The sequence below is a fragment of the Ruegeria sp. B1 genome (assembly GCF_056535885.1).
Window position 1 is genome coordinate 4,151,682 of record NZ_JBQFJA010000001.1, and the last position, 26,491, is coordinate 4,178,172.

General features: G+C 54.1%; 14 protein-coding genes and 4 pseudogenes. 12 read left to right on the forward strand and 6 right to left on the reverse strand.

The genetic code is table 11. The features are described 5' to 3' along the window. Positions 1-158 precede the first annotated feature (158 nt). The 11 genes and pseudogenes from ACR3ES_RS20600 (at position 159) to ACR3ES_RS20650 (ending at position 13,458) form a co-directional block, all read left to right on the forward strand. Complete coding sequence (locus ACR3ES_RS20600; RefSeq protein WP_170438003.1) at positions 159-932, forward strand: TIGR01458 family HAD-type hydrolase; 774 nt, start codon at positions 159-161, stop codon at positions 930-932. A gap of 230 nt (positions 933-1,162) precedes the next feature. Further along, a complete protein-coding gene (locus ACR3ES_RS20605) occupies positions 1,163-1,795 on the forward strand; it encodes a tyrosine-type recombinase/integrase (protein WP_170438001.1) in 633 nt (210 codons plus the stop codon). Positions 1,796-2,047: 252 nt separating this feature from the next. Beyond that, on the forward strand, positions 2,048-3,661 hold the full coding sequence (locus tag ACR3ES_RS20610) for an arylsulfatase (RefSeq protein ID WP_170437999.1): 1,614 nt from the start codon (positions 2,048-2,050) through the stop codon (positions 3,659-3,661). Between the two features lie 321 nt (positions 3,662-3,982). Further along, a pseudogene (locus ACR3ES_RS20615) lies at positions 3,983-5,100 on the forward strand (IS3 family transposase). 100 nt (positions 5,101-5,200) lie between these two features. After that, entirely contained in the window at positions 5,201-6,586 is a 1,386-nt protein-coding gene (locus tag ACR3ES_RS20620; protein WP_480424160.1) for an IS1182 family transposase, read from the forward strand. Positions 6,587-6,926: 340 nt separating this feature from the next. Further along, the gene (locus ACR3ES_RS20625; protein ID WP_480424353.1) at positions 6,927-7,814 is read left to right on the forward strand and encodes a helix-turn-helix domain-containing protein; all 888 of its coding nucleotides are present in this window, start codon (positions 6,927-6,929) and stop codon (positions 7,812-7,814) included. Between the two features lie 128 nt (positions 7,815-7,942). Then, positions 7,943-8,902 (forward strand): alpha/beta hydrolase, encoded by a 960-nt coding sequence (locus ACR3ES_RS20630; RefSeq protein ID WP_480424355.1) that lies wholly within the window; start codon positions 7,943-7,945, stop codon positions 8,900-8,902. Between the two features lie 69 nt (positions 8,903-8,971). Then, a complete protein-coding gene (locus ACR3ES_RS20635; protein WP_480424357.1) occupies positions 8,972-9,505 on the forward strand; it encodes a nuclear transport factor 2 family protein in 534 nt (177 codons plus the stop codon). Between the two features lie 42 nt (positions 9,506-9,547). Continuing rightward, complete coding sequence (locus tag ACR3ES_RS20640; protein ID WP_480424359.1) at positions 9,548-10,894, forward strand: adenylate/guanylate cyclase domain-containing protein; 1,347 nt, start codon at positions 9,548-9,550, stop codon at positions 10,892-10,894. Between the two features lie 189 nt (positions 10,895-11,083). Continuing rightward, positions 11,084-12,469 carry an IS1182 family transposase gene (locus tag ACR3ES_RS20645; RefSeq protein WP_480424360.1) on the forward strand — a complete coding sequence of 462 codons (1,386 nt, stop codon included), beginning with the start codon at positions 11,084-11,086 and terminating at the stop codon, positions 12,467-12,469. A 707-nt stretch (positions 12,470-13,176) separates the two neighbouring features. Beyond that, complete coding sequence (locus ACR3ES_RS20650; RefSeq protein WP_480424362.1) at positions 13,177-13,458, forward strand: glutathione S-transferase N-terminal domain-containing protein; 282 nt, start codon at positions 13,177-13,179, stop codon at positions 13,456-13,458. A 366-nt stretch (positions 13,459-13,824) separates the two neighbouring features. Here the strand turns inward: ACR3ES_RS20650 and ACR3ES_RS20655 are convergent. Further along, positions 13,825-14,133, reverse strand: a pseudogene (locus ACR3ES_RS20655) (beta-barrel domain-containing protein); the annotation flags it as partial. A 56-nt stretch (positions 14,134-14,189) separates the two neighbouring features. Here ACR3ES_RS20655 and ACR3ES_RS20660 point away from each other — a divergent pair. Continuing rightward, a pseudogene (locus ACR3ES_RS20660) lies at positions 14,190-15,307 on the forward strand (IS3 family transposase). On the opposite strand, the gene ACR3ES_RS20665 reads toward ACR3ES_RS20660, so the two are convergent. The 5 genes and pseudogenes from ACR3ES_RS20665 to ACR3ES_RS20685 form a co-directional block, all read right to left on the reverse strand. Then, positions 15,291-20,870, reverse strand: a complete 5,580-nt coding sequence (locus ACR3ES_RS20665; RefSeq protein WP_480493560.1) for a DUF4214 domain-containing protein — start codon at positions 20,868-20,870, stop codon at positions 15,291-15,293. The pseudogene ACR3ES_RS20660 and the gene ACR3ES_RS20665 sit on opposite strands and share 17 nt — an antisense overlap. Before the next feature lie 1,121 nt (positions 20,871-21,991). Further along, the gene (locus ACR3ES_RS20670) at positions 21,992-22,657 is read right to left on the reverse strand and encodes a hypothetical protein (protein ID WP_480424366.1); all 666 of its coding nucleotides are present in this window, start codon (positions 22,655-22,657) and stop codon (positions 21,992-21,994) included. 847 nt (positions 22,658-23,504) lie between these two features. After that, positions 23,505-24,888, reverse strand: a pseudogene (locus ACR3ES_RS20675) (IS1182 family transposase). Between the two features lie 101 nt (positions 24,889-24,989). Further along, positions 24,990-25,634, reverse strand: a complete 645-nt coding sequence (locus ACR3ES_RS20680; protein ID WP_480493558.1) for a DUF3885 domain-containing protein — start codon at positions 25,632-25,634, stop codon at positions 24,990-24,992. A gap of 238 nt (positions 25,635-25,872) precedes the next feature. Beyond that, on the reverse strand, positions 25,873-26,487 hold the full coding sequence (locus ACR3ES_RS20685) for a transmembrane anchor protein (RefSeq protein WP_480424369.1): 615 nt from the start codon (positions 26,485-26,487) through the stop codon (positions 25,873-25,875). Between the last annotated feature and the right edge of the window lie 4 nt (positions 26,488-26,491).

Genomic DNA, 26,491 nt, shown 5'->3' on the forward strand with positions numbered 1-26,491 from the left:
GCGGACTCTTCAAGGACACCAAATCGATACCCGAAATGTGCCTGTTAAGCGGTAGAGCGGCTTTACGGCGCAATTCGGAGTTTGATCGAAATTCCCCTTTCTCCGCTCAGATCTTCTGCTTGATCAAAGCAGAATACCTGCTCTAGCGTTAAGATGTCATGGCAAATGGTCTTCTCCTGGACATTTCAGGTGTTCTATACAACGGCACTCAAGCGATTGCGGGGGCCAAAGAAGCAGTCGCCCGATGTAGAACCAATGAGATCCCAATCCGATTTCTCACAAACACCACTCGCAAACCCAAGCGGCTAATTGTCGAGAGGCTTAATCAGTTCGGCTTCGCAGTCGAAGCAAACGAAGTCATGACGCCTTCTCAGGCTGCATGCGACTGGTTGAATCAAAACGGATATTCTCCCCATCTTTTGGTGCACCCAGATCTTACGGAAGATTTCGACAGAGTTATTAAGGGGAAACCCGTCGCCGTTGTCTTAGGTGATGCAGGGCCGTCCTTCAACTTCGAAAACCTAAATGCAGCGTTTCGTGAACTTGACAAAGGCGCCCCGTTCCTAGCGCTGGCAGCGAACCGCGTTTTTCGTGATGTTGACGGAGCACTTAGTCTTGACGCAGGAGCTTTCGTCCATGGACTTGAATTTGCGTCCCAAGTTGAGGCTCAGGTCTTAGGAAAACCATCGGCGACGTTTTTCCGCGCTGCTTCACACAGCATGGGATTGCCAGTCGCAAAAGTTATCATGATCGGCGATGACGCTGAAAACGACGTGTCTGGTGCGTTAAAAGCCGGTGTTGGCAAAGCCATACTGGTACGCACCGGAAAGTATCGCCCTGGCGAGGAGAAGCAATACGTTCCACCACCTTCCTTCGTGGCAGATGACATTTCAGAGGCAGTTGATTGGGCCATGCCGTTGATTGCAGAGTAGTGGGTGGGAGTTAATGCCCGCTGGGTTGCATGTTGCCGAACCCAATTGGAGTGTCAGGTCTAGGTGCGTATGCAGAAAATTCTCTGCCGCGAGCGCTCGCAGCGAAGATTCTCAAGATACAAGTTGGGCTCATTCCTCACCTCGGATGCAGCGCAGCATGCTGTGATAAAATTTTCTGGTCAACGTCGGGTTGTCGTTGTGGGCGGGCATGGCGGATCGGAGGATCAACCATGGAAACCCCAAACTTACCTGCCATTCGTGCTCTTCGCCCTGCGTGGAACAAGGGTCACATCGTCGGCCAGAAGCGACCACTGAAACCAAAACATGTCTGGGCAATCCGAGTTCGCCTCGAGCTTGCTGAGAACCATCGCGATCTTGCGCTCTTCAATATGGCAATCGACAGTAAGCTCCGCGGCTGCGATTTGGTGAAGATGAAGGTCGCCGATGTCATGTCATCGGGTCAGATCAAGGAACGGGCGTCGGCACTTCAAAGCAAGACGCAGAAACCCGTGCGCTTTGAGATATCCGAAGGCACACGAGCCTCTGTCGAGAAGTGGATGGAAGACGAGCTAATGGTCGGTTCGGAGTACCTTTGGCCCGGCCGATTTCATGAACGCCTGCACATCTCGACACGCCAATATGCACGGATTGTCCGCGATTGGGTCACGTCAATCGGCCTCGAAGCAAGCGCTTACGGAACCCATTCCATGAGGAGAACCAAGGTCACTCAGATCTACAAGAAGACCGGAAACCTTCGCGCTGTTCAGCTTCTTCTTGGCCATACCAAGATGGACAGTACAGTCCGGTATCTCGGCGTCGAACTCGAGGATGCCTTGGCCATCGCCGAAGCCATTGAGATTTAACGCTCACGGGTCGCTCTAGCGGGCGGCCCATAGGAGACATTCCGCAACCCTACTGAATGCCGCGTTCGCAGCCCGCTTTCCAGACATTCGCTGTTAGAGCGAGTTCTAAGGCCGGTCTGGCTGAGCATCATCAAAGAAACGAGCCCTCCAAACGCGCCCTCAAACGAACGCTTTCAGAACAGTTGTTTTGAGGTCGTTGTATTTGCACTTGGCCAGAGCTACGCTTCTTCAAAGACCACCGGAGATCAAACGATGTCAGAGCTTAGCGAACGGCCAAACGTCATCTTGATCCTCGCTGATGACCTGGGATTTGCGGACCTTGGCGTTACGGGTTCTGAAATCAAGACACCCAACATTGATGCACTTGCGCGCGATGGCACAATGCTGTCGGCCATGTACAATTGCGCCAGATGTTGCCCGACCCGCGCGTCGTTGCTGACCGGCTTATATCCTCACAATGCAGGCGTCGGTCACATGGGGGCCAATCTGGGCACACCTGCCTATCAGGGGTTCTTGCGCAATGACAGTGCGACGATTGCAGAACACTTACGCGCCAATGGTTACCGAACGCTGATGTCAGGCAAGTGGCACGTGGCCGGGGACTTCATGGCCCGCGAGGTCGACAGCTGGCGCGTCGGCGATGTGGAGCATCCAACGCCACGCCAACGCGGGTTTGACCGCTTCTATGGCATTGTCGATGGCGTCACACATTTCTTCTCACCCCATTACATGCTCGAAGACGATAGCCGGGTAGAGACCTTTCCCGACGACTTCTACTTCACCGATGCAATCACCGACAAAGCGATCGGCATGATTGAGGAGACGCCAGACGATCAGCCGTTCTTTCTATATCTGGCGCACACCGCGCCGCATTGGCCACTTCACGCCCATGAAGAAGACATCGCTCGCTACGATGGTGTTTATAACTCCGGGTGGGATGCCACGCGCACCGCGCGGCACGAGACAATGAATGCTATGGGACTGTTCCAGACCACTTGGGACATTTCTCCGCGTGATGATCAAGTTCACCCGTGGACCGCGGAGAAGAATACTGACTGGGAAGTTCGAAAAATGGCGACCTATGCGGCGATGGTGGACCGGATGGATCAGTCCATTGGCCGGCTGATTACCGAGCTGAAACGAATGGACAAGTTCGACAACACGTTGATCTTGTTTCTGTCCGACAACGGTGGTTGCGCCGAGTTTATGGCCGAAGATGGGTGGGCCAAGTTCTTCCCGGATACTACCTCTGACGGGCGCAAGATTGAGATGGGCAATCGCCCGGACGTCATGCCCGGAAATGCTCTGACCTATCAAAGCTATGACAAGCCTTGGGCAAACGTGTCGAATGCGCCTTTTCGCCTGTTCAAGCACTACGTGCATGAAGGTGGCATATCGACGCCACTAGTTGCACATTGGCCCAAAGGGTTCACATCCCGCAATACGGTCCATGCTGCCTGTCACGTCGTGGATATCTTGCCCACCATCCTTGAAGCTACTGGATGTACGTATCAGAACGAAGTTGGGGGGCACGAAATTCAACCAATGCAGGGTGAATCCCTTCTTCAAGTGCTTTGTGGAAAAGAATGGGAACGGGAACAACCTATCTTCTTCGAGCATGAAGGAAACGCAGCAGTTCGTCTTGGACATTTCAAACTGGTGCGTCAGTATTCCCAAGACTGGGAGTTATACGATATGGCGGCTGATCGCACGGAACTGAACAATCTGGCCGGTATATCTCCAAAACTTGAGGAGGATTTGAAGGGTCAGTACCAATCATGGGCCGAACGGACCGGAGTATTGGATTGGGGGATTGCGCTCCCGAAACTACTGGACGCCTGGAAGATTGAGACTGCAGAGGGCTAGTCCCAGGCTTATTCTTTTTCCGGCCGATTGTGTTGAAAAACTCAAAAATGCAAGAGGTTCGAGTTTTCTGCGAACCGGCGATCCGTCGATAAAGTCCAAAGCCAATATCGATGACAGTTGTTGAGATGCCCTCTGACGGCCAGAGTCAGATTTTGGCCGAACCCTAAGCTGAATAATCCTACCGGGCTTCTACGAGAAATTTTGGACTCGAATCTGCGCAAAATCGGAGTTTTTCAACAGTATCGGCCCACAGCTGCCGTTCGTCGTGTCTTGGCCCCCTAAAACTGTGCCACAGTTGGCTTAGTTTTGGAGACGGGATTGATGGCGCGGAAACGGTATTCGGACGAAGATATTCTGCGGCTTTTGCGCGAGATTGAGCTGGGCCTGGCATCTGGTTCGGATGTCGCGACGGCGTGCAGAACGGCTGGTGTCAGTGATGCGACCTATTACACATGGCGCAAGCGGTTTGGTGGGATGGGACGATCTGAGATGGCCAATCTGAAGGCGCTGCAGAAAGAGAATGATCGGCTCAAGAAAATCGTGGCTGAGCTTGAACTGGACAAACTCATTCTCAAGGAGAGCCTTGATTATCTAAAGCCAAAGGCCTGACGGCAGACCAGCTTCGTCAGGCCGTGGTCCACACCCGACAAAAGCTGGCAACCTCTGAACGGCGCACCTGTCGCGTGATTGGATTGGCGCGGAGCACGCTGCAATACCGCGCAGCGCCAAAGGATGATGAGGCGTTACGTCTGGCGATGATCCGATTGGCCAAACGGTATGGGCGCTACGGCTACCGCAAGGTCGCCGAGCTGCTGCGTGTCGAAGGCTGGGCAGTCAATCATAAAAAGATCGAACGACTATGGCGCGAAGAAGGCTTGCAGCTCCCACAACGGCACAAGAAACGCAAACGGCTGTACCACAAGGACAGCTCGATCATCCGGCTCCGACCGCAACATCCCAATCACATCTGGAGCATTGACTTTGTCCACGACAAGCTGAGCAACGGACAGAGCTACAAGATGCTGACGGTGCTGGATGAGTATACCCGTGAGGCGCTCTGCGTAGCGGTCAAGCCGAAGATGAACAGCGCAGACGTGCTGGATGCGCTCTACCCACTCTTATTGCGGCACGGGAAGCCCGAACACATCCGTTCCGACAACGGCGCGGAGTTCATCGCAACGGCCCTGCAGACCTGGTTAAGAAAGGTGGGCATTAAGCCGATCCAAATCTACCCGGGATCACCTTGGGAGAATGGATACAACGAGCGCTTCAATGGCACTCTGCGCCGGGAAGTCCTCAACGCAGAATGGTTCCACACCACCAAACAGGCTCAGATCGTCATCAATACCTGGCTTAGACAGTACAATCGTGTCAGACCCCATCAGGCTCTAAACATGCGACCGCCCGTTCCAGAAACCTTGCTCAAAACTGGCCCATAGAATTGGGGCTGGACAGCAGCCCGTATTCTGTTGAAAAACTCTGTCTTGATCGAAGGCCATCTGGCTGATTCAATTCTCTTATTGAATGGGAGTTTGGATGATGATGGGACCAAAACAGGAAACTCAGGCTGAGCTGTTCTATGAGTTCTCCCTGGAGGAACATGTCCCGGACAATCATCTGCTGCGGTCGATTGATCGATTTGTTGACCTGAGTAGTATCCGCAATCATTTGGCGGATTTTTACAGTCATACTGGTCGCCCTTCCGTCGATCCCGAGTTGCTGATCCGCATGCTGCTGGTGGGCTATTGCTTTGGCATCCGGTCGGAACGGCGGTTGTGCGAAGAAGTGCACCTGAACCTTGCGTATCGCTGGTTCTGTCGCCTCGATCTGACTGATCGAGTGCCGGATCACTCTACCTTTTCCAAGAACCGCCATGGTCGGTTCCGCGAGAGTGAACTCTTGCGGCACGTGTTCGAAACGACAGTGGCGCGGTGCATCGCAGAAGGTTTGGTCAGCGGCCAGCGTATGGCGATTGATGCCAGCTTGATTGAGGCAGAAGCGACCAAGCAGTATTCAGCGTCACAAGAAGAATGGGATGCTGCACAGATCGATGCCAAGACCGCACCGCGCGCTGTTCGGGAATATCTGGAAACCCTGGATGAGGCCGCGTTTGGTGCTGCCTCGCCAGTCAAGCCTAAGTTCATTTCATATTCGGACCCTGCCAGCCAATGGACAGCGGCGCACAAGGCACCAGCCTTCTTTGCTTACTCTGATAACTACCTCGTTGATACAGATCACAGCGTGATTGTGGATGTGGAAGCGACCAGATCCATCCGGCAAGCCGAAGTGGGGTCGACAAAGACGATGCTGGACCGGGTGAAGGACAAGTTCGACCTCGTCCCCGACTGGATGATCGCCGATACCGCCTACGGCTCAGGCCCGATGCTCGGCTGGCTCGTGGATCGCAAGATCGATCCTTACATCCCGGTCATCGACAAGGCCGGACGCCCCGACGGCACCTGGACACGCACAGACTTCGAATGGGACGCTGAGCATGATCAATATATCTGCCCAGAGGGTCACGCGCTTAAACAGTTCCGCCGGAATTACTCTGATCCAAACCGGGGGCCGTCGGGCAAGGGCACAGCCCGCTATCGCGCCTTGAAAGAAGTCTGCCAGGTATGTCCGTCCAAACAAAGATGCTGCCCCAACGCTGATGCACGCAAAATCACCCGCGAAGAGCACGAAGATGCGCGCCAGGTCGCCAGAGATCTGGCCAAAACTGAAGAGTACCAGATTGCGATGAAGCTCAGAAAGAAAGTTGAGATGCTCTTCGCCCACCTCAAGCGCATCCTAGGCCTTGGACGGCTCCGATTACGTGGACCGTGCGGCGCAAATGACGAATTCCTCCTCGCCGCCACCGCCCAGAACCTCCGCAAATTGGCGAAAATCTTTCCCGCACCGCAGCAAACGCGAAACGCCTGACCAGAAAGGCGCTCGTGCCGTGCTCAGGTCACCCCATTCTGCGACTGCAACACGTTGTTTTTCAACAGAATCCCCGCTTAGCCGTCATTCGCTGCAATTGCAAAGCCTTAATGCTGTCAGACTTAGCGGCTACAGGGGGGGCCAACAGCGCTCATATCAATTTATAAACGTCTGGCTATGCAAGAGCCGTCCACAGCGGCCGTTCGACCGGAGTCTGTAGCCCGCAGTGCAACACCTAGATTTTCGCCTCTATTGGTAAGGTACAGCGGGTAGTCTAGATACTCAAAGTGAGCCCAGTTTTTCATCAGCGATAATACTATTTGCTGCTCAGGAGGTCGCATTGTCGCGTCGATACGAGGAAGTATATCCGTCGTTGCCGTTGCTCAACAGCGACGAGCGAGATTACACATCTGCCGCCGGGTTGATGTCGGTTCGGTACTTTCAGGCAGAACCAGACAGAATGCCCGAGGACGTGTTTACAGAGCACCACGTTTTGTTGAATCTCCAGTCCAAGCCGCACCGTGTTCAGAATATGCGTGATGGCAAGCTTCATGATTTTGTTTTTCACAAAGATCAGGTGATTGTTACACCCGCCGGAATGCGATCAGGATGGCGATGGTTCGATACCTCGGATGTGATTGTCATAACGATTGATCCAGCAATGGTGGAACGTTATGCGCAGACCGAGTTGTCGATGCTGTTAGACCCACAGCAGTTCCATGACACACCGCTCTTCGAGGACACAGACCTCTGTGCTGCAGGGGTTATTCTGCGCGACGCGCTGGATGGTGACGACATCACTTCAGGCGTAATGTTCGAAGCCATGAGCCGGGTGCTGCTGGTGAAGCTTCTGCAACGCTATGGCAAGCGTCGAGCCGAAGACGCCGCACTGAGCGCCCGTTTCACCTCGACCCACTATGCCCGTGTGCTTGGTTTCATCCGGTCGCGGCTGGACCAGTCGATCTCGGTTGAAGAACTGGCGCGTGAAGCCGGCATGTCGCCCTCTCACTTCAGCCGTGTCTTCAAAGAGACACTGGGCTCCACCCCGATGCAGTACGTTCTGGCCTATAGAATCGAACAGGCCATCAAGATGATGCAGTATGCAAGCCGCCCCTTGGGCGGTATCGCGCTGGATTGCGGATTTGCCGACCAAGCACATTTCTCACGCAGCTTCAAACAGGTCACCGGGCAAACCCCGCGAGCTTACCGCGCGGCCAATTTTAGTTGAGCAGGAAACCGCAAAAGCAGTATCTTTCAAAAGATAGGCAGGTCGCTTCAAGTAAGCTTTGATCCACCGACGTATCTCCAATGTCATCGGGCACAACGCCCAAAACATGACACACAGGAGAGTCCATCATGAAGATGTTCGCACCCGCTATCGCCGTCGCTTTGATGGCTTCCACCGCCGCCATTGCTCAGGTTGAAACCCGTAGTTTGACCTTTATCAACGAAGGCACAACGCTCTCAGGCACGCTGTATCTGCCGGAAGGACACGATGGCTCGGCCCTGCCGGCCGTCGTCGTCACCGGCGCCTGGACGTCTGTCGAAGAACAGATGCCAAGCGTCTATGCCGAAAAGATGGTCGAGCGCGGTTTTGCCGCCTTTACCTTTGATTTCCGCGGTTGGGGCAAGTCGGGTGATCTGCCGCAGAACGTACGCTTTGTCGAAAGCCCCGCGGCCAAGACCTCTGATATCCGAGCGGCTTTTGACTTTGTTGCCACCCTGCCCGAGGTTGATCCATCTCGCATCAATGGTCTCGGCATCTGTGCATCGGCCGGATACATGGTTGATGCCGTCTCGGGCAACGCGCAAGTCCGGCGGATTGGTCTGGTTGCCCCCTGGTTGCAGAATGAAGAGATTGTGCAGGCCGTTTATGGCGGTGCGGAAGGCGTTGCGGGGCTGATCGAAGTCAGCCAGACCGCAGAAGCGGCGGGCGGTGAAATCATTCCAGCCGCAGGTCCTGAAGGGGCCGAAGGCGTTCTGATGCCTATTGGCGGCTACTACTACGAAAAGGATCGCGGCGCGATCCCGGCCTATGACAACAAGTGGAACAATGCAGGCTGGGAAGGGTGGCTGACCTACCATCCCGCCGACAATGCGGCAGGCCTGACGCAACCGCTGGCCATCGTGCATTCCGAGGCGGCAGCAATCCCACAGGGTGTTCGAGCCTTCCTCAAAGACTATGTCGGACAAGCTACGCTTGAGATGCTCGATGAAGTTACTCAGTTCGACTTCTACGACAACCCTGAGGACGTCGCCCGAGCGGCTGACACTATGGCTGCACACTTCAGCGCTGCTGAAGGTGACGAAAGTTGACCCTATGACCGGCCCGAGGGACAACCTCGGGCCCGAACCTTCGCTCCACACTTCGAAAGGACCGGTTTCATGACACGTTTTCTTGCCACCACTGCCCTCACGACCGCACTGCCCGTACTCGCCGCTCAGGCAGATCAGAGTTTACCTCCCGCAGGCGAGCCGCAAAGCGCCCAGATCAGGACACTGGTCTCCTCCATTCCTCTCGCGGTGGACCGGGCGGCTTATGACCTCGCAGAAGCCGCATTCGCCCCTGAGATCGTTATCGATTACACCAGTCTCTGGGGCGGCGAACCGGCGACTATGACCCCATTGGAGCTGATGACGGCATGGCGAGGGATTGTTCCGGGATTTGATGTCACATGGCACGAGCTTGGCCCGGTTAGCGTCGAAATCGACGGTTCATCGGCCGTTGCAACAGCCGCAGTCGATGGACGGCACTGGATCGGAGAAGCGTTGTGGCGTCCGATTGGCACCTATCACTGGGATGTGGCCCAGATCGATGGTGAATGGCGTGTCACGCGCATGGTCTTTGACATGACCCAAGAGATTGGTGATCGCGCATTGGCAGCTGAAGCGATGGAACGTGCCGCCGCCGCGAATTAGAGCAGAGCAAAGTGGGCAAGCGGGCTAAGTATGGACAGGTAAATGATCAAAGATACCGCAGATACCTACGCTCGAGAATCCCACGCACGTTTGACGCGGGCCGAACAAACCGGCCTGCGTCTTGCACTTGCCTGTCGCTCAGCGATTACGGGCGCAGCCTTTGTCTGGTATGTGCTTGCGGCCTTGCTCTTTCCGGAAATCAGCCCACGATTTGTCACAATCGCAGTGTTGCTTGGTTTTACCGCGCTGGGTGTTACGCATCTGGCCATCATCGGCACTGACTATGACCGGCCTTGGATCAAGTATCTGATCTACGCGCTGGACACCCTAGCAATCTGTGCGACCTTTGCACTTGTTCCGATCAGCCGCGCGGCCGATATCCCTCAGATAATAGCGTTTCGGGCATACGGAATTTATTTTCTCTTCCCGCTGCTCGCGATGGCCTGTCTGAGCCTTTCTTGGCGATTGGTTCTCTGGACGGGTGCGATGATCGTACTTGGGTGGTGGACTGCTTTTGCTTGGGCCGTTTCGGGGATGGATAGCTATTTGTCATGGTCCGACATGCCTTCTGCCGCGTCTCGCACAGACTACGAGGATACGTTTCTGGCCATCGACTTCATTGGCCGTGGAAACCGCATAGAAGAAACGGGTATGATCTTCTTTGCCACACTTGCACTCGCCCTTGCGGTCTATCGGGCGCGGGCTGTATTCTTTGCCCAAGTTGCCGCGGATGCCGAGCGGAAGCGTGAAAAGTCAATGCGCGAGCGGGTGTCGGACCTCTTGGGCAAACATGTGCCGGAAGCCATCGCGACAAAGCTCATCGCAGACGATGCACCCTTGAAACCACAACGCAACCGCGGCACGGTGCTTGTGATGGACATAGCCGGGTTCACTGCTTTCTCGGCCCGTCACGATCCTCAAACGGTGATCAAGTCCTTGGATCATTTTTTGGCAGACACAAGCCAAGTGATTTCTAAAAATGGCGGTATTGTACTGACCTACCTAGGTGACGGGTTTCTGGCGACCTTCAACGCGCCCGTTTCGAACGATCATCCTGAACTTGCGGCCATCAACTCCTCGAAAACGCTGCGGGCCGTCGCCAAGAAGCACGGTTTCGACATCCGCATTGGAATAGCAACCGGCGACCTTGTCACTGGCATTGTCGGCGGCGAAAGCCGCCAGTCATTTACTGTCTATGGCGACCCCGTGAACCTAGCATCACGGTTGGAGGCGGCTTGCAAAAAGTTACAAACGCCTATCGCGTTAGACAGCACTACGGCTGAAACCGTGCAGGCTTCACAAGACTTGCGCTTTCTGGGAAAGTCCAAACTCCCAGGGATTGGTGTGCCAGTTGACGTATATGCACCTGTGCGGCTTGAACCCGTTTGATTGCGAGAACGGCCCAGAGCTGCCATTCATCTAACGGTCAAGATGCCGCGGTCGCAGCCCGCTTTGCGGTCATTCGTTGCAAGCGCAAACTTCGGGTTCCATCTAACTCACATATTCTGTTGAAAAACTCTGTCTTGATCGAAGGCCATCTCGCTGATTCAATTCTCTTATTGAATGGGGGGTTGGATGATGATGGGGCCCAGACAGGAAGCTCAGGCTGCGCTGTTCTATGAGTTTTCCCTGGAGGAACATGTCCCGCACGATCACCTGCTGCGGTCGATTGATCGATTTGTTGACCTGAGCAGTATCCGCAATCATTTGGCGGATTTTTACAGCCATACTGGTCGCCCTTCCGTCGATCCCGAGTTGCTGATCCGCATGCTGCTGGTGGGCTATTGCTTTGGCATCCGGTCGGAACGGCGGTTGTGTGAGGAAGTGCACCTGAACCTTGCGTATCGCTGGTTCTGTCGCCTAGATCTGACGGATCGAGTACCGGATCACTCGACCTTTTCCAAGAACCGTCATGGTCGGTTCCGCGAGAGTGAACTCTTGCGGCACGTGTTCGAAACGACAGTGGCGCGGTGCATCGCAGAAGGTTTGGTCAGCGGCCAGCGTATGGCGATTGATGCCAGCTTGATTGAGGCAGAAGCAACCAAGCAGTATTCAGCATCACAAGAGGAATGGGATGCTGCACAGATCGATGCCAAGACCGCACCGCGCGCTGTTCGGGAATATCTGGAAACCCTGGATGAGGCCGCGTTTGGTGCTGCCTCGCCAGTCAAACCTAAGTTCACATCCTATTCTGACCCTGCCAGCCAATGGACAGCGGCGCACAAGGCACCAGCCTTCTTTGCGTACTCTGATAACTACCTCGTTGATACAGATCACAGCGTGATTGTGGATGTGGAAGCGACCAGGTCCATCCGGCAAGCCGAAGTGGGATCGACAAAGACCATGCTGGACCGGGTTAAAAGGCGGTTCGATCTTCACCCTGAGAGGCTGATCGCAGACACGGCCTACGGATCTGCCCCGATGTTGGGCTGGCTTGTTGACCGGGGTATCGACCCGCATATTCCGGTCATCGACAAGACTGGGCGCCCTGATGGCACATGGTCCCGCGCCGACTTTGAGTGGGATGCTGATAACGATCAATACATCTGCCCTGAGGGACATGCGCTGAAACAGTTTCGCCGCAACTACTCGGATCCCAACCGAGGCCCATCCGGAAAAGGGACAGCCCGTTATCGCGCTCTCAAACTGACCTGTCAGGCCTGCCCATCGAAACCAAAGTGCTGCCCGAACGCGGATGTACGAAAGATCACCCGCGAGGAGCACGAAGACGCCCGGCAGCTTGCGCGCGATATTGCCAAGACCAGGCAATACAAAATCTCAATGAAGCTGCGGAAGAAGGTTGAAATGCTGTTTGCCCATCTCAAACGTATCCTTGGGCTTGGCAGGCTTCGATTACGTGGTCCATGTGGCGCGAACGACGAATTTCTCCTCGCAGCCACCGCCCAGAACCTCCGCAAATTGGCCAAGATCTTTCCCGCACCGCAGCAAACGCAAGAAGCCTGATTAGAAAGGCGCTCACGCTATATCCTGAACATCAGTTTCTGCAGTAGCAACACGTTGTTTTTCAACACCATCTCACACATAGCGGGATTTCGCTGCGGCTGCGCCAATAGCCGCTGTCTATTGCTAATGCTAGGAAGCCCTGCGTGCGCGGCGATATAGGTTTCGTTCAATATCTTCGACAAATCGCTGATACTTGAAGCCATGTTTGGTCAAGGGTGTGACGGAAGGCGGATTGAGCTATAAACTTAAAGACCCGAGAGAGGCCGAAATCACATCTGCGCTTTCAATGACAAACGAAGCACATTCGATTACAGCAGCATTGATGCGCGTTGATCGCTTGTTGCCTTACTCCCTATTCAAGCGATCTGAATGGGTCGCGTTAGTGAATCAGCATCTCTCAAGGATCATAGAGAAAGGTGTCGCAAAGACAGTTCAGCTCTCTATCCATTGAGTGGTTCTGTTGAGGCGTCGTTTTCTGAATAAGTAGATCGGATCGTCTTCTCGGTGTCCCGTACACTCTTATGCGTGACCATCGCTGGAAGACTGGCACAATATAAGCTCTTAGGGGTGATTGCGGGACGAGGCGAAATGACACTCTAAGCACTTTCGGTTGCCTGCCTTCTCCGCCTATAGCCAGTATACAGGGGTACCAATTGGCAAACGATTGGAGGTTTGACCCACCAGTTAGATTGGAGGTAGATCCTCGTATGGATAACTACCCAATCTTTTGGACGTTTCGTCGCTGTCCCTACGCTATAAGAGCCCGGCTCGCATTGGCGAGTTCACAAGTTACAGTCGAGTTGCGCGAAATTCTCTTAAGGGACAAACCGCAAGCCTTCTTACAGACATCCCCATCCGGCACTGTGCCTGCGCTTCGACTTCCAGACAAAGTCATAGATGAAAGCCCGAAAATCATGGTTTGGGCGCTCCAACAAATGATCCGCAGCGGCTTGGCATCGAAGGGCTGGGTTTACAGCGGCAGGATGTAATCACGGTTAGTCGAAACCCAGGCATCGGAGTTCGCGACATCTGGACTAAGTTAGGACGGCCCATATCCGACATTTGGGATGGTCTCGGGATGCTGCGGTCGCAGCCCGCATAGCGGACATTGGCGCTTGCTCGCGCTATCAAGAACCTTTTGATGACCGAACCGCGGACTTTCCCGACTTTTGCGTTGAATAAGTGAATGGCTGCTTTCGATCGCAGTTCGGAATAAGCCGCTTGCCGCCCAAGGCAATCATAAGCTCAAATTCGTCCGGAGCTTTTGTTAACGTGGTTATCGATCCGGTTATCAATTCCGAGCCCCCGGTCCCAATGATCTCAAACCAGACTACCCCAGTTCGAGCCTAGCCCCCCTACTCTCGGAACGCCCGGGTGAAGTAGTCGGTCATGGGTTTGACGAGGTAGGACAGTGGTGTGCGTTCGTCGGTTTTGATCATCGCCTCGACCGGCATGCCGGGCAGCAGGGCCTGACCGTTCAGGCGCTCGATCTGTCCCTCATCCGGCACCAGTTCCGCGCGGTAGAAGCTGAACCCCGATTGTTCATCGGTAAAGACATCGGCGGAGACGGTCACAACATGGCCATCGATCTCGGGTGTTTCGCGCTGATTGAACGCCGGAAAACGCAGGGCAACCGGTTGGGTGACATGAAGCTGATCGACATGGTGTCTTGGCCCCCTAAAACTGTGCCACAGTTGGCTTAGTTTTGGAGACGGGATTGATGGCGCGGAAACGGTATTCGGACGAAGATATTCTGCGGCTTTTGCGCGAGATTGAGCTGGGCCTGGCATCTGGTTCGGATGTCGCGACGGCGTGCAGAACGGCTGGTGTCAGTGATGCGACCTATTACACATGGCGCAAGCGGTTTGGTGGGATGGGACGATCTGAGATGGCCAATCTGAAGGCACTGCAGAAAGAGAATGATCGGCTCAAGAAGATCGTGGCCGAGCTTGAACTGGACAAGCTCATTCTCAAGGAGAGCCTTGATTATCTAAAGCCGAAGGCCTGACGGCAGACCAGCTTCGTCAGGCCGTGATGCATACCCGACAAAAGCTGGCAACCTCTGAACGGCGCACCTGTCGCGTGATTGGATTGGCGCGGAGCACGCTGCAATACCGCGCAGCGCCAAAGGATGATGAGGCGTTACGTCTGGCGATGATCCGATTGGCCAAACGGTATGGGCGCTACGGCTACCGCAAGGTCGCCGAGCTGCTGCGTGTCGAAGGCTGGGCAGTCAATCATAAAAAGATCGAACGACTATGGCGCGAAGAAGGCTTGCAGCTCCCACAACGGCACAAGAAACGCAAACGGCTGTACCACAAGGACAGCTCGATCATCCGGCTCCGACCGCAACATCCCAATCACATCTGGAGCATTGACTTTGTCCACGACAAGCTGAGCAACGGACAGAGCTACAAGATGCTGACGGTGCTGGATGAGTATACCCGTGAGGCGCTCTGCGTAGCGGTCAAGCCGAAGATGAACAGCGCAGACGTGCTGGATGCGCTCTACCCACTCTTATTGCGGCACGGGAAGCCCGAACACATCCGTTCCGACAACGGCGCGGAGTTCATCGCAACGGCCCTGCAGACCTGGTTAAGAAAGGTGGGCATTAAGCCGATCCAAATCTACCCGGGATCACCTTGGGAGAATGGATACAACGAGCGCTTCAATGGCACTCTGCGCCGGGAAGTCCTCAACGCAGAATGGTTCCACACCACCAAACAGGCTCAGATCGTCATCAATACCTGGCTTAGACAGTACAATCGTGTCAGACCCCATCAGGCTCTAAACATGCGACCGCCCGTTCCAGAAACCTTGCTCAAAACTGGCCCATAGAATTGGGGCTGGACACAAGGTCACCTCCGGAAAGCCCTGCCAGAGTGTTTTCTGCAACGAACGGAATGTCGCCATTGAGTGTTAGTAACTTTGCGACAACATCATCCAGGTTGTACGTGTCCTCGAGCAGCATCTTGGACAGATGACCGGTTTCGAAGTCTGACGCGTGTCGACCGTAGACAATTTCAATCGTTTTTCGAACCAGATCTTCAACATATGTCCGGTTGAGGGTGCGTTCGAATTCCGCAGGGTTGAGCACGACATCGAAATTGTTGGTCTCTCTGTGTGTGTTACCAACGACAAGATGTTCAACCGAGTCGGCCAGATCCAACGCCAGCGTCGTACGCGTTAGAGTTCCATCCGCAAGATCCCGGAGTTGCGCATTTAACTCCGCCATTCCCGGAGCCCGCCCGAACGTGTTCAAATGGATCTGGGTAATGAATTCGGCGTCCGGCATCGTACTATAACGAGCGACAAACTCATCGGAGTTTATCAGGTCATCCACTAGCCGCGCTTTGTCTAGTCGAGTACCATTCAGATATTCAATGAGCGCTTCCAGTTCAAAAAAATCGGCGTCACGATCCAAAACTGTATCGTAAATCAGTGCAGCATCACTTTGAATTTTTGAGATCGCGTCCTGATCAAGTTGCACGGCATAATGTGTAGAATGGTTCTTGTAAGTGACTTTTCGGATAATATCACCGGTTGGCTCATGGAATTTCTCGGTCACATGCCTTGTTTGCCAAGAATACGTTCGCGTCCAGGTTTCGACACCCAAGGGATCTACCTCATGCGTTACGACGAGACGTTTTTTTCCAACACCTGCAGTGATCCCGTTGTTCCACGTGTAACTCCCGTTATCTAGAACTGAACGATTGAGCGTGTATTCATTGCCATTCTGCGAGATTGTCGTGGTAAGCCCATCCGAACTTGTTGTGGTCACCGATTGGTTTGTCTCAATACCAGCTTCGTCAAAAACGGTTTCGGTCAGAACAGAATGACCATCTGCGCGAAGGACAAGCTCGGAGGTTTTGTCGGCTACTCCGTTCCCGTCGTAGTCATGTGTTTCCGTGGTTACGCGCTGATCTCTTGACACCACTACAGAGCTGGAGGACCGCAGGTCCCCATTCGCATAGCGAGTTTCCGATACGTACTCGCTGCTTCCGTCGGAGTTTAATATGGTCGTGTTTTGCGTAATGCCATCTATGGCTCCGTCACCGTCGGCATCGATTGTTGTCGTGGAAGACAAACCATTCGCAGCCGCCGTGGTCACTTCTTGATAGACAACGTTACCCGAACCCGCTTCTTCGGAAAAGACGGTTACCTTGTTACTTGAGGAGTCGTAGGCCGTTTCGGAAGATCTCGTCAGATCGGAATTTCCATCATTGTCAAAATCGAAGTTGATACCGGATTGATGACCATTTGCGGACACGCTGCTTGCGATTGTTTTTGTAGCTGTTCCGTCTGCATCGAAATCTTCGAATCTTGTGGTTGAATTGCGACTATCGTCGCTGACGGTGACAGCCTCGACGTCAACGTTTCCGTCACCATCAATGTCCGACCTGGTCGTTTCAGTCCAACCATCTTCACTGACAATTCGCGTCTGCGATTCTAGCAGTTGGCCATTCGCAGCAAACCAGTTGATGACTTCGTTCAATCCTCCGGCAGACCCAATCGCTGTTGTCGCGCTGCGGTTGACATTGCCGTCGCCCGTGAAATCAAATTCGACGCTGCGGTTGAGGCCATTCCCACTGACACTGCTAACGATCTCAGCTTCAATATTGGAGTGTTTGTCTACGGTTGTCTGACGACGAAGCGTCTCACCATTGTATCCAAATGATGTTATGTCGTCGGTCGTGTAGTCAAAGCTGCCATTTCCGTCGATGTCCAACTGGGAAACAATATGAAGCCCGTCATGACTTGTGTGCTTCACCAACTGAGCGATTCGTGAGTTCTGGCCGTTAAAGTATTCAACTGACGTGCTGGATGATCCATCAGAGAGCAATTGGGTGTTCTCGCTGGTTGTCCGATCGATTTGGCCATCTCCGTCGAGGTCGAGCTCTTGGTCTATACTCAAGCCATTTGCGCTTTGGTGCTCTGTGGCGGACCAGATTAGTGTCCCGGTCTCACTAAAGATCGAGTCGGAAACCATTGTCGACCCATCATCGGCGACTGATACGGTGGTCACCTGATCATCAGACCCATCGCCGTCAAAGTCACGGTTTGTCTTCCAATTACGTTTGTCAGCGCTGACGACCATCTCATCAGTGCTGAGTGTCGATCCGTCTGCGGCGGTTCTTGTGATGGTTGTTGTTTCCGCGCCCGATGCATTCAGATCATAGACCTGCGTAGTGCTCAGATCATCGTCACCGTCATTGTCCCAGTCTTCGCGTGTGGTCGTGGTCCAGCCATCGCGAGAGGTATCCGTGACCGTGCGGCGGTAGACGGTACCGTCCTCTGTTTTTTCCTCCACCGTTTGGGTAGTTGAGCCGTCCGCGTCGAGCACGGTCGTGCTCTCCATGCTGCGCTCACAGGCGCCATCGCCGTCCGCATCGTATGTCGTTGTGCTCTCCAGCCCTGTATCGCTGGTTTCGGTCACCATCTGGCTTTGGAGCGAGCCATCGCTGTTCAAGTTGGTCTCGGTGACAGTGACGGTGCCATCATCGCCGATGACGCGGTGAACGCGCGTGTCGACCTGCCCGTCCCCATTGATATCCGATGTCTCAAGGATGTCGCGGGCAGTGTCACTGGTCGTGGTAACAGTTTGAGACCGCAAAACTTCGTTGGCCGCTGTGATGTCTTTGACATCCACGGTGACAGTGGTGCTGCCATCCGTGTTGAGGGTCGTGTGCCTTGTGGTCAGAATGTCCGCGCTCTGATCGCCGTCAGCGTCCGAGCGGGTCTCAACCGTCAGCCCGTCATCGCTGACAATTGTCTCACGACGCGACAGCAGCGATCCATCGCTGGAACGTGTGTCTTCTGTTGTCGTTGTCGACCCATCAGCGTTCAGCACAGTTGTCGAGGTCGCATTGCGCTCGAATGTGCCATCCCCGTCCGCATCCTCCGTGGTGGTTGTGACCAACCCGTCATCACTGACCGTGGTGACACCTTGCGAACGCAGGCTGCTATCTCCGTTGCGTATCGTGCTGGTGGTTGTTCGACCGCCATCCGCAGTCAGGACGGTGGCATGAACAGAATTGATGTCCGTATCGCCGTCACCATCCATATCGACCAAAGTACTGACCGTAAGCCCATCAGTGCTGATACTCGTTTGTTGGGAAGAGAGGCTGGTGCCGTCTGCACTGGACCGTTCCATCAGCTCGGTCATGCTGCCGTCTGCATTCTTAATGGAGGCCTGGATCAAATCCTCTGCCCCATCACCATTGGCATCGCTGGTGGTAATCGTAATGCGCCGATTCACATTTTGCGAGATAGATGTCTCGCCTAGCACTGTGGTTTGATCACCCGCATAGCTGGTTGTTGTCTGTAACGTGCTGCCATCGGCATTGGAGACCTGAGACACGACGCTCTTGCCATCCGCAAAACCGTCCCCATCGACGTCAGAGACCGTCGTCACCGTCAATCCATCTGCGCTGGTGGTCACCACTTGACCACTGATGAGGGACCCATCCTGCGCGGTTTCCGTGACAGTTCGTGTTGAGCTGCCATCCGCATTCTCGACCGTGACATCCGAGACCGAACGGTCGGTATCCCCATCCCCATCCGCATCAATATCCGTCGTAACGATCAGACCATCTTCGCTGGAGATCGAAACAGACTGCGCGCTGAACGATCCGTCCGCGTTGCGGGTCCAGCTTGTTGTGGTGCGGTCTCCGGTCGTTCCGTCCACCGTGATACTGCGGCTGAGATCCGTGGCCTGGTATGTGCCGTCCTGATTGTGATCGATCCAGGTCTCGGAACTCACCTGATCACTACCAAGTGTCACTTTTGTCTTGCTGCGGACAGACCCATCTGTGTTGGTCTGCGTCGTCTCTGTCTCGCGGCTGCCATCCGCGTTGATCATCGTGGCCTCAACCGTGGTCAGATCGACGTCACCATCCCCATCCTGATCCACCGCCGAAGACTTGGTCAGCGCATCCTCGGATTGGCTATGGTCGGTTGTACTTCGCAGGCCGCCATCGCCATTCTTCACCGTCAGCGTCGAGTCTGTGGTGCCATCCGCATTGACCACGATGTCCAACTCCTCCTGAACATCCGTATCCCCATCGCCATCCAGATCGCGGGCGATGGTCTTGGTCTGACCATCAGCAGAGACGTTCTCAATCACCGCGCTGCGCAGTGAGCCATCCTGATTGAAGTGCTCAATTGTTTCCGACCGGCTGCCATCCCCGTTGATCACGATGGTATGCGTGATGGTCAGATCCACCGCACCGTCGCCATCCTCGTCGATGGCATCCGTACGTGTCAGCCCGTCAGCCGAGACCGTTTCGGTCGAGCTACGGATGATCCCTCCGTTGGGGTCGCGATCCGTGGTCACGATGGTCATGCTGTCATCGGAATGGGTGGTGCGGATCTCGGTCTGGTCGTACCAGCCGCCGCCAGTAGAATCCCGCTCGATCGTTACCGTATTGCCGTCCGCACTGGTGGTGGTCCTAGTCTCGCTGATCAGAATGCCGGTGGCCAGATCCGCGCCGAGCCTATTGGTGACTGTCTCGCTTTTGCTGCCATCCGGGTTGGCCACCGTCACGATGGTCTGCTGCTGGTCCACAACCCCGTCGCCATTTGTGTCGTAGCTGTTGGTGATCGACGCGCCATCCGCCGCGGTCACCGACGTGATCACGAAGGCAATTGTCCCGTCCGCCGCATAACCCGTCTGCACATGGGTGCGTGTGCCGTCGGCGTCAACGCTCTCGGTCTCTTCGAGACGGTTGCTGGCCGTCTCACTCACCAGCGTTGTATCTGCCACGGTACCGGTGCTGCCATCGGACCACGTAAACGTTGCCTTGCCGGTAATCACCGAGCCATCGGGCAGTTCGATATTGGTCGCATCCGCCGTCAGGCCGATCGAGGTGATCCCCAGCTCCGCCAGCGTCTTGGCCTCCAGCGAGCCGTCCGCTTTGGTCACCAGAACCTTGAAGTCAGCCCAGGCGTCATCATTGGCGTCAAAGACCCCATCGCCATTGCTGTCAAACACCGCCCGCAGCGCCTCGATATCGCTTGTCGCCGTCGGATCCCATTCCGTGAACACATACTCCCGCTTCTCGGAGATCGTCCCATCCCCATCCGCGTCATAAAACAACACGCCGTTTCCGGCTGACGCCCAAGCCGTCCGGTTCAGCAGTCCGTCGCCAGAGGAATCCACAAAAACCGTCGAGTTGTTCAGTTCAGTGAGCTCGACCCCAGTGCCGTCCAGATCCAAGATAAGCGGGCGGTCTTCGCCGCTCAGACCTGTGCCAGAGTTGTGACCACTGCGGCCAGTGTTGCCACCGCCGGATGAAGAGCCACTGCCGCTTCCGCCACCCTTTCCATCCCCGTTACTTTGGTTGGTTTTGGCGTACGCATCTTCTCCGTACAGGGCCCTCGTTCTCTCATCAAATGTCAAATCACCCCAAGCTTTGCCAGTATAAGGGTCGCGCCAGCCATCTTGTCCGGTCGTAACCAAATCTCTGAAAGACTTGGCCCAGTTTCCAACGGCTTGGCCAAAATGCTGACCAATACCGACAAGACCACCATGGCTCAGGCTACCAGGGTCTATTCCTTGGGAGTAGCCTTGAGTTAGTGCAATCACTGGAGATACAGGCGGTACGTATGGCGCAGGTCTAAGAGCAACAGGCGGGCCGTAGCTCAGCGGTGACTCCAGCGTGGAAAACCTGGAATAGTGATCAAACGGCAGCGCAGGTTGCGGCATCGGCGCATCAATCAAAGCTGCTTCTGGGCCCTCTAACGCATGGACATCTCGCGATGCAATTCCTGTTGGTGAGGGAATGGAAAAGCCCGGTTTTGTCCCGTGCGGCTCATTTACCAAACCGCTCGGAGTCGTCGGGTCGGGCCGGTAAGAGCCCGGGCGACCAGGCGCGTCCGAGAATGGTCCTTTTCCATCGTCGGAGAAGTAATCATGTTCCTTGGTTCGATCAAAGTCTCTTCCAATTGTATGTCCCGATGAATCAACCTCAAAATCAAAAAAATCTTCCAGCCCGCTATTATACAAGTTGGATGGATGAGACGGATTCGACGCTTTCGGCAAGACTTCGGCCACAGGGAATGAGAAAACCGGTTCTGCAGGTTGGGGATTGAGGTCCCAATAGTCAGGCAGCGAGCCGCCTCGAGCCAGTTGCGCTTTAAGCAGATCATGGTGCAAACTTGGATGAGCCGTCGGATCATGCAAAGAAAGGTCTACCCAAGGGGTTGTCCCGAAGACTGGAACAAGATCCAACGAATCAGCTAAATATCTCCCGAGAATGTAATTGTCCAAAATCGCATCAATTTGTTGAGCCGGAACACTCTCGTATACCGCATTTAGCTCAAAAGAGTATTCTCTGTCGCTCAATCCGGTGATCGAATAGCCCGTGAACTTGTTGACCATCTCACCATATAGCGCTGATTGACCTTGGATCGCAGCACCGGGAGGGAGAGCCCCCAGATCGATTTTGGCCTTGGGGATTGCCATACCGCCTGTAAAGTTGGGCCGGTTGCCCGCGGATGAAGTTGGTCTTTTACCCATTGTTACTCCCCGTTAAATTGAATGCAATTTTTGAATTTCGGCGTTGTAATAAGTCTTCGCAAAGGCATCGAAAATGCGTCCGTCCTTAACAGACAAAGCAAAACAATATCAGACCTCTCATCTAAAACACTTTGCTCGATATCACTTATGATTTCATCAAGCTCAAAATATCTGTCGATACGCTCGCAATCGAATTGATTTTCCTGACAAATTTCCTTTACGAACAGTGATTTCAAGTCACTTAGTACGGAAGAATAGAACGAAGCGCGGACTTGATCCCCAGAGAGAATAAGATCCGAATACATCTGCCTATCCGCGACATCCATCAACACAAAGGAAGCTGAGTAATCCCCCCTAATTATTGCCTCTTGTGCGTTAGCCAAGAGAAAGAGGGTTGATCCTTTGTTCGCTGTCTCCGAGTACGCTGTCAGAAATTCCAGTATTCCCAAGCTTCCGCTACTTAAAATAAATTTCTGCGTAGCGGTGCACTCAGAGTCTTCAGGGTTTCCCTCAAGCCCTAAAAAGACCTGATAATCAGCGCAAATTGGGCGCCCTTCAAAAACATTACCTTCATTTGTTACATCGCCAAGCCCAGTTGTTGCTATTAAAGTGAGGGCTATACACAGTAATAGTTTTGGAAACGGCATTCTCGAATTCGATAAGTTCATAGCTATCTCGCTGCGCCTCTAAGTCGTTTGCGGTCAAACCGCGCCCAATAAAGTTTGAACGGCCAAATCCTGACCGCCTTCTTTCGATCGGTTAGATCTGGTGGACATCTCGGGTGAGCACACTTCAGTAAACTCTTCGCTCAATACTTTGAGCAACAGTAGGTGATGTCCGATGATACTGGTAGGAGAACGCTTGCATCTTGTTCGGCCCCTGCCGGAGATGTCATTCGGTATCAAAAACTCAAATCCTGATAAGTATCGGCACGTTAAAAGAGCATTGCAGTAGCCTTCTTCTCGGATAACGAGCACACCTCAAACGCAAAATCAAGGCCGGAACTTCGAGCTTTTTGCGACATTCCGACGCGTGAGGATAGCCCAAGCGCGAGGGTGAGACAGCATAATACCGGATCGGTCTTTGCTCATCGGCAAGCTCCCTTCGGCTTCTTGCCACTATCGAAATTGCTACACCCAAAATTGCGCTGACGCGCCTTGCAGACAAACCGTTCAAAAGTAACGCATCTATTGGCGGCGCACACTTTCTTAGACAACAATCAGGCTGCGCAGCCCTTCTTGAGACAACAAGAACGTGCGTACCGCTAGAAGTTTTTCTTTCAGAAAGACAGCGAGTTCGTTCGCCTCCAGCTCCGGACCTATAAATATAGTCAATTTGATAAAATTAGTGCCAGAGACACTGAACTCAGTCAATCGACAATTTTGTCGTTAGTAGAAATAGAAGCTGAAATCACGCAACCGAAGCGAATGTCTGGACTGCGGAGATTCTGTTGAAAAACAACGTGTTGCAGTCGCAGAATGGGGTGACCTGAGCACGGCACGAGCGCCTTTCTGGTCAGGCGTTTCGCGTTTGCTGCGGTGCGGGAAAGATTTTCGCCAATTTGCGGAGGTTCTGGGCGGTGGCGGCGAGGAGGAATTCGTCATTTGCGCCGCACGGTCCACGTAATCGGAGCCGTCCAAGGCCTAGGATGCGCTTGAGGTGGGCGAAGAGCATCTCAACTTTCTTTCTGAGCTTCATCGCAATCTGGTACTCTTCAGTTTTGGCCAGATCTCTGGCGACCTGGCGCGCATCTTCGTGCTCTTCGCGGGTGATTTTGCGTGCATCAGCGTTGGGGCAGCATCTTTGTTTGGACGGACATACCTGGCAGACTTCTTTCAAGGCGCGATAGCGGGCTGTGCCCTTGCCCGACGGCCCCCGGTTTGGATCAGAGTAATTCCGGCGGAACTGTTTAAGCGCGTGACCCTCTGGGCAGATATATTGATCATGCTCAGCGTCCCATTCGAAGTCTGTGCGTGTCCAGGTGCCGTCGGGGCGTCCGGCCTTGTCGATGACCGGGATGTAAGGATCGATCTTGCGATCCACGAGCCAGCCGAGCATCGGGCCTGAGCCGTAGGCGGTATCGGCGATCATCCAGTCGGGGACGAGGTCGAACTTGTCCTTCACCCGGTCCAGCATCGTCTTTGTCGACCCCACTTCGGCTTGCCGGATGGATCTGGTCGCTTCCACATCCACAATCACGCTGTGATCTGTATCAACGAGGTAGTTATCAGAGTAAGCAAAGAAGGCTGGTGCCTTGTGCGCCGCTGTCCATTGGCTGGCAGGGTCCGAATATGAAATGAACTTAGGCTTGACTGGCGAGGCAGCACCAAACGCGGCCTCATCCAGGGTTTCCAGATATTCCCGAACAGCGCGCGGTGCGGTCTTGGCATCGATCTGTGCAGCATCCCATTCTTCTTGTGACGCTGAATACTGCTTGGTCGCTTCTGCCTCAATCAAGCTGGCATCAATCGCCATACGCTGGCCGCTGACCAAACCTTCTGCGATGCACCGCGCCACTGTCGTTTCGAACACGTGCCGCAAGAGTTCACTCGCGGAACCGACCATGGCGGTTCTTGGAAAAGGTAGAGTGATCCGGCACTCGATCAGTCAGATCGAGGCGACAGAACCAGCGATACGCAAGGTTCAGGTGCACTTCTTCGCACAACCGCCGTTCCGACCGGATGCCAAAGCAATAGCCCACCAGCAGCATGCGGATCAGCAACTCGGGATCGACGGAAGGGCGACCAGTATGACTGTAAAAATCCGCCAAATGATTGCGGATACTACTCAGGTCAACAAATCGATCAATCGACCGCAGCAGATGATTGTCCGGGACATGTTCCTCCAGGGAGAACTCATAGAACAGCTCAGCCTGAGTTTCCTGTTTTGGTCCCATCATCATCCAAACTCCCATTCAATAAGAGAATTGAATCAGCCAGATGGCCTTCGATCAAGACAGAGTTTTTCAACAGAATACGGACTTTGCTGCCGTTCAAATCTCTAGGTGCCGTCACCGTACTTTGCGTTCATTCGTGGGAGATCATGTTCCAGCAACCAAGTTCGATATGTCGTGAAAAGAATTTTCAGGGGCGCATCTTTGGTAGCGACTACGTCCATCCCTCGATCATCGTAAACATGCAAGATCAACCCGTTGGATAAGTCCACAACATATGCGCTCATCAAGCCGCGAAAGCTCGGTTCAATGGCCATTTCGGAAGCAATTCCTAGCCACAGAATTTCCGATATGGATTGTCCATCTTTAAGTTTAACAACATCCCAGTGCCGAAAAAGATCGCTTCCAAACTCAGCAATATGATCATCATCTTGTAATGGGGTTTTGCTCAAGTATTTGAATTCAAATTGCTTTATTCCGCAAAACTGGAGTGGTGCTAGGCGCTTCCTATCTGGTTGCTCCATTCCGTAGCTGGACAGCAGAACAAAAACTTCGGGTGAATTCTCAAAGAATGTCTGCGAAACCGCCTTTGACCTTTCGATAGCTTGAATGAAGCGACGCATTGGGCGATCAGTACCAAACTCCTCCCCGCCCAGCTCAAATCGTAGAGATCGGTCGAAAGAGTGAAACAGGCCATGCGGCAGTTCTTGAACGCCGAACTTTTCCTGAATTTTGACCATGAAGTCTTTCATATGAGTTGGCTAACATTCTGTAACACCAAAAACAACGAAACTGACGTCGAAACTGTTTAAGTTTAGGCTCGTCGCGGCGATTCTCTGCATCCTGAACGAATGGCAGTTTTTGGGGTCCGGAATGTCCGGTCTCGTGAGACGATCCGGCTGCTTTGCGGACAAAGCAGCCCCTTACGGCGAAACATCGGGCGGTCGCTTTGTTGCCGCGCACCACCGTCTTGATACGCGGCTTGTAGTGTCACTCGTTTAGAACAATGCCCGAGTAAGCACCATTTAGGTTGAGTGTGACTGTAACTGGCTCATCGTCCCTATTGCGCCAGAACCAACCGTGATCACCAGCGAAGGGCGTTTCAAAGCCGCCTTCGCCTTCAGTTTGTCCTCGCCCCTTCTCGTAGGTCACGTTTTGGTCGCCCGCGTGCGCGTGGAGATCGAAGTTGATACGACCACCTTCAGCCACCCACGCGTAGAACAGGGTCGCGCCCTCCTCCATAGTAGCCTTGATCTCGGTGAACTCTCCCGGTTCAAGCGTGAACGTGATTGTATCCTGCCACGCCTCCTGAGCGTGTGCTGTGCCAACGAACAGGCTGAAGATGTCATCAATTAAGTTCGATGACTGATCCGCACCGTGAAGCTGTTGGTCCTGTTCAGCTTCGTCCGCCAGTTCCTGCTTGATTTCACCCATCTCAGTCAGGCCAAGCACGCGGCCTGCACCCGTTGGGTCGATCCCGTATTCCGCAGGCAGCACAACAGCGACCAGTATTGCCACGGCGCTGACAGCCGCGATGATGGTGGACCGAAGGAGTTGGGCTGAGCTTGGTAACTCTTCGAGGCTCGGTTTCTTTGCGTTAAACATCTGT

Bases quoted from the DNA above. Each gene is read 5' to 3' on its own strand.
- ACR3ES_RS20680 (WP_480493558.1), bottom strand. From the start codon at position 25,634: ATGAAAGACTTCATGGTCAAAATTCAGGAAAAGTTCGGCGTTCAAGAA.
- ACR3ES_RS20640 (WP_480424359.1), top strand. From the start codon at position 9,548: ATGATCAAAGATACCGCAGATACCTACGCTCGAGAATCCCACGCACGT.
- ACR3ES_RS20620 (WP_480424160.1), top strand. From the start codon at position 5,201: ATGATGGGACCAAAACAGGAAACTCAGGCTGAGCTGTTCTATGAGTTC.
- ACR3ES_RS20610 (WP_170437999.1), top strand. From the start codon at position 2,048: ATGTCAGAGCTTAGCGAACGGCCAAACGTCATCTTGATCCTCGCTGAT.
- ACR3ES_RS20600 (WP_170438003.1), top strand. From the start codon at position 159: ATGGCAAATGGTCTTCTCCTGGACATTTCAGGTGTTCTATACAACGGC.
- ACR3ES_RS20605 (WP_170438001.1), top strand. From the start codon at position 1,163: ATGGAAACCCCAAACTTACCTGCCATTCGTGCTCTTCGCCCTGCGTGG.
- ACR3ES_RS20630 (WP_480424355.1), top strand. From the start codon at position 7,943: ATGAAGATGTTCGCACCCGCTATCGCCGTCGCTTTGATGGCTTCCACC.
- ACR3ES_RS20670 (WP_480424366.1), bottom strand. From the start codon at position 22,657: ATGAACTTATCGAATTCGAGAATGCCGTTTCCAAAACTATTACTGTGT.
- ACR3ES_RS20685 (WP_480424369.1), bottom strand. From the start codon at position 26,487: ATGTTTAACGCAAAGAAACCGAGCCTCGAAGAGTTACCAAGCTCAGCC.
- ACR3ES_RS20645 (WP_480424360.1), top strand. From the start codon at position 11,084: ATGATGGGGCCCAGACAGGAAGCTCAGGCTGCGCTGTTCTATGAGTTT.
- ACR3ES_RS20635 (WP_480424357.1), top strand. From the start codon at position 8,972: ATGACACGTTTTCTTGCCACCACTGCCCTCACGACCGCACTGCCCGTA.
- ACR3ES_RS20650 (WP_480424362.1), top strand. From the start codon at position 13,177: ATGGATAACTACCCAATCTTTTGGACGTTTCGTCGCTGTCCCTACGCT.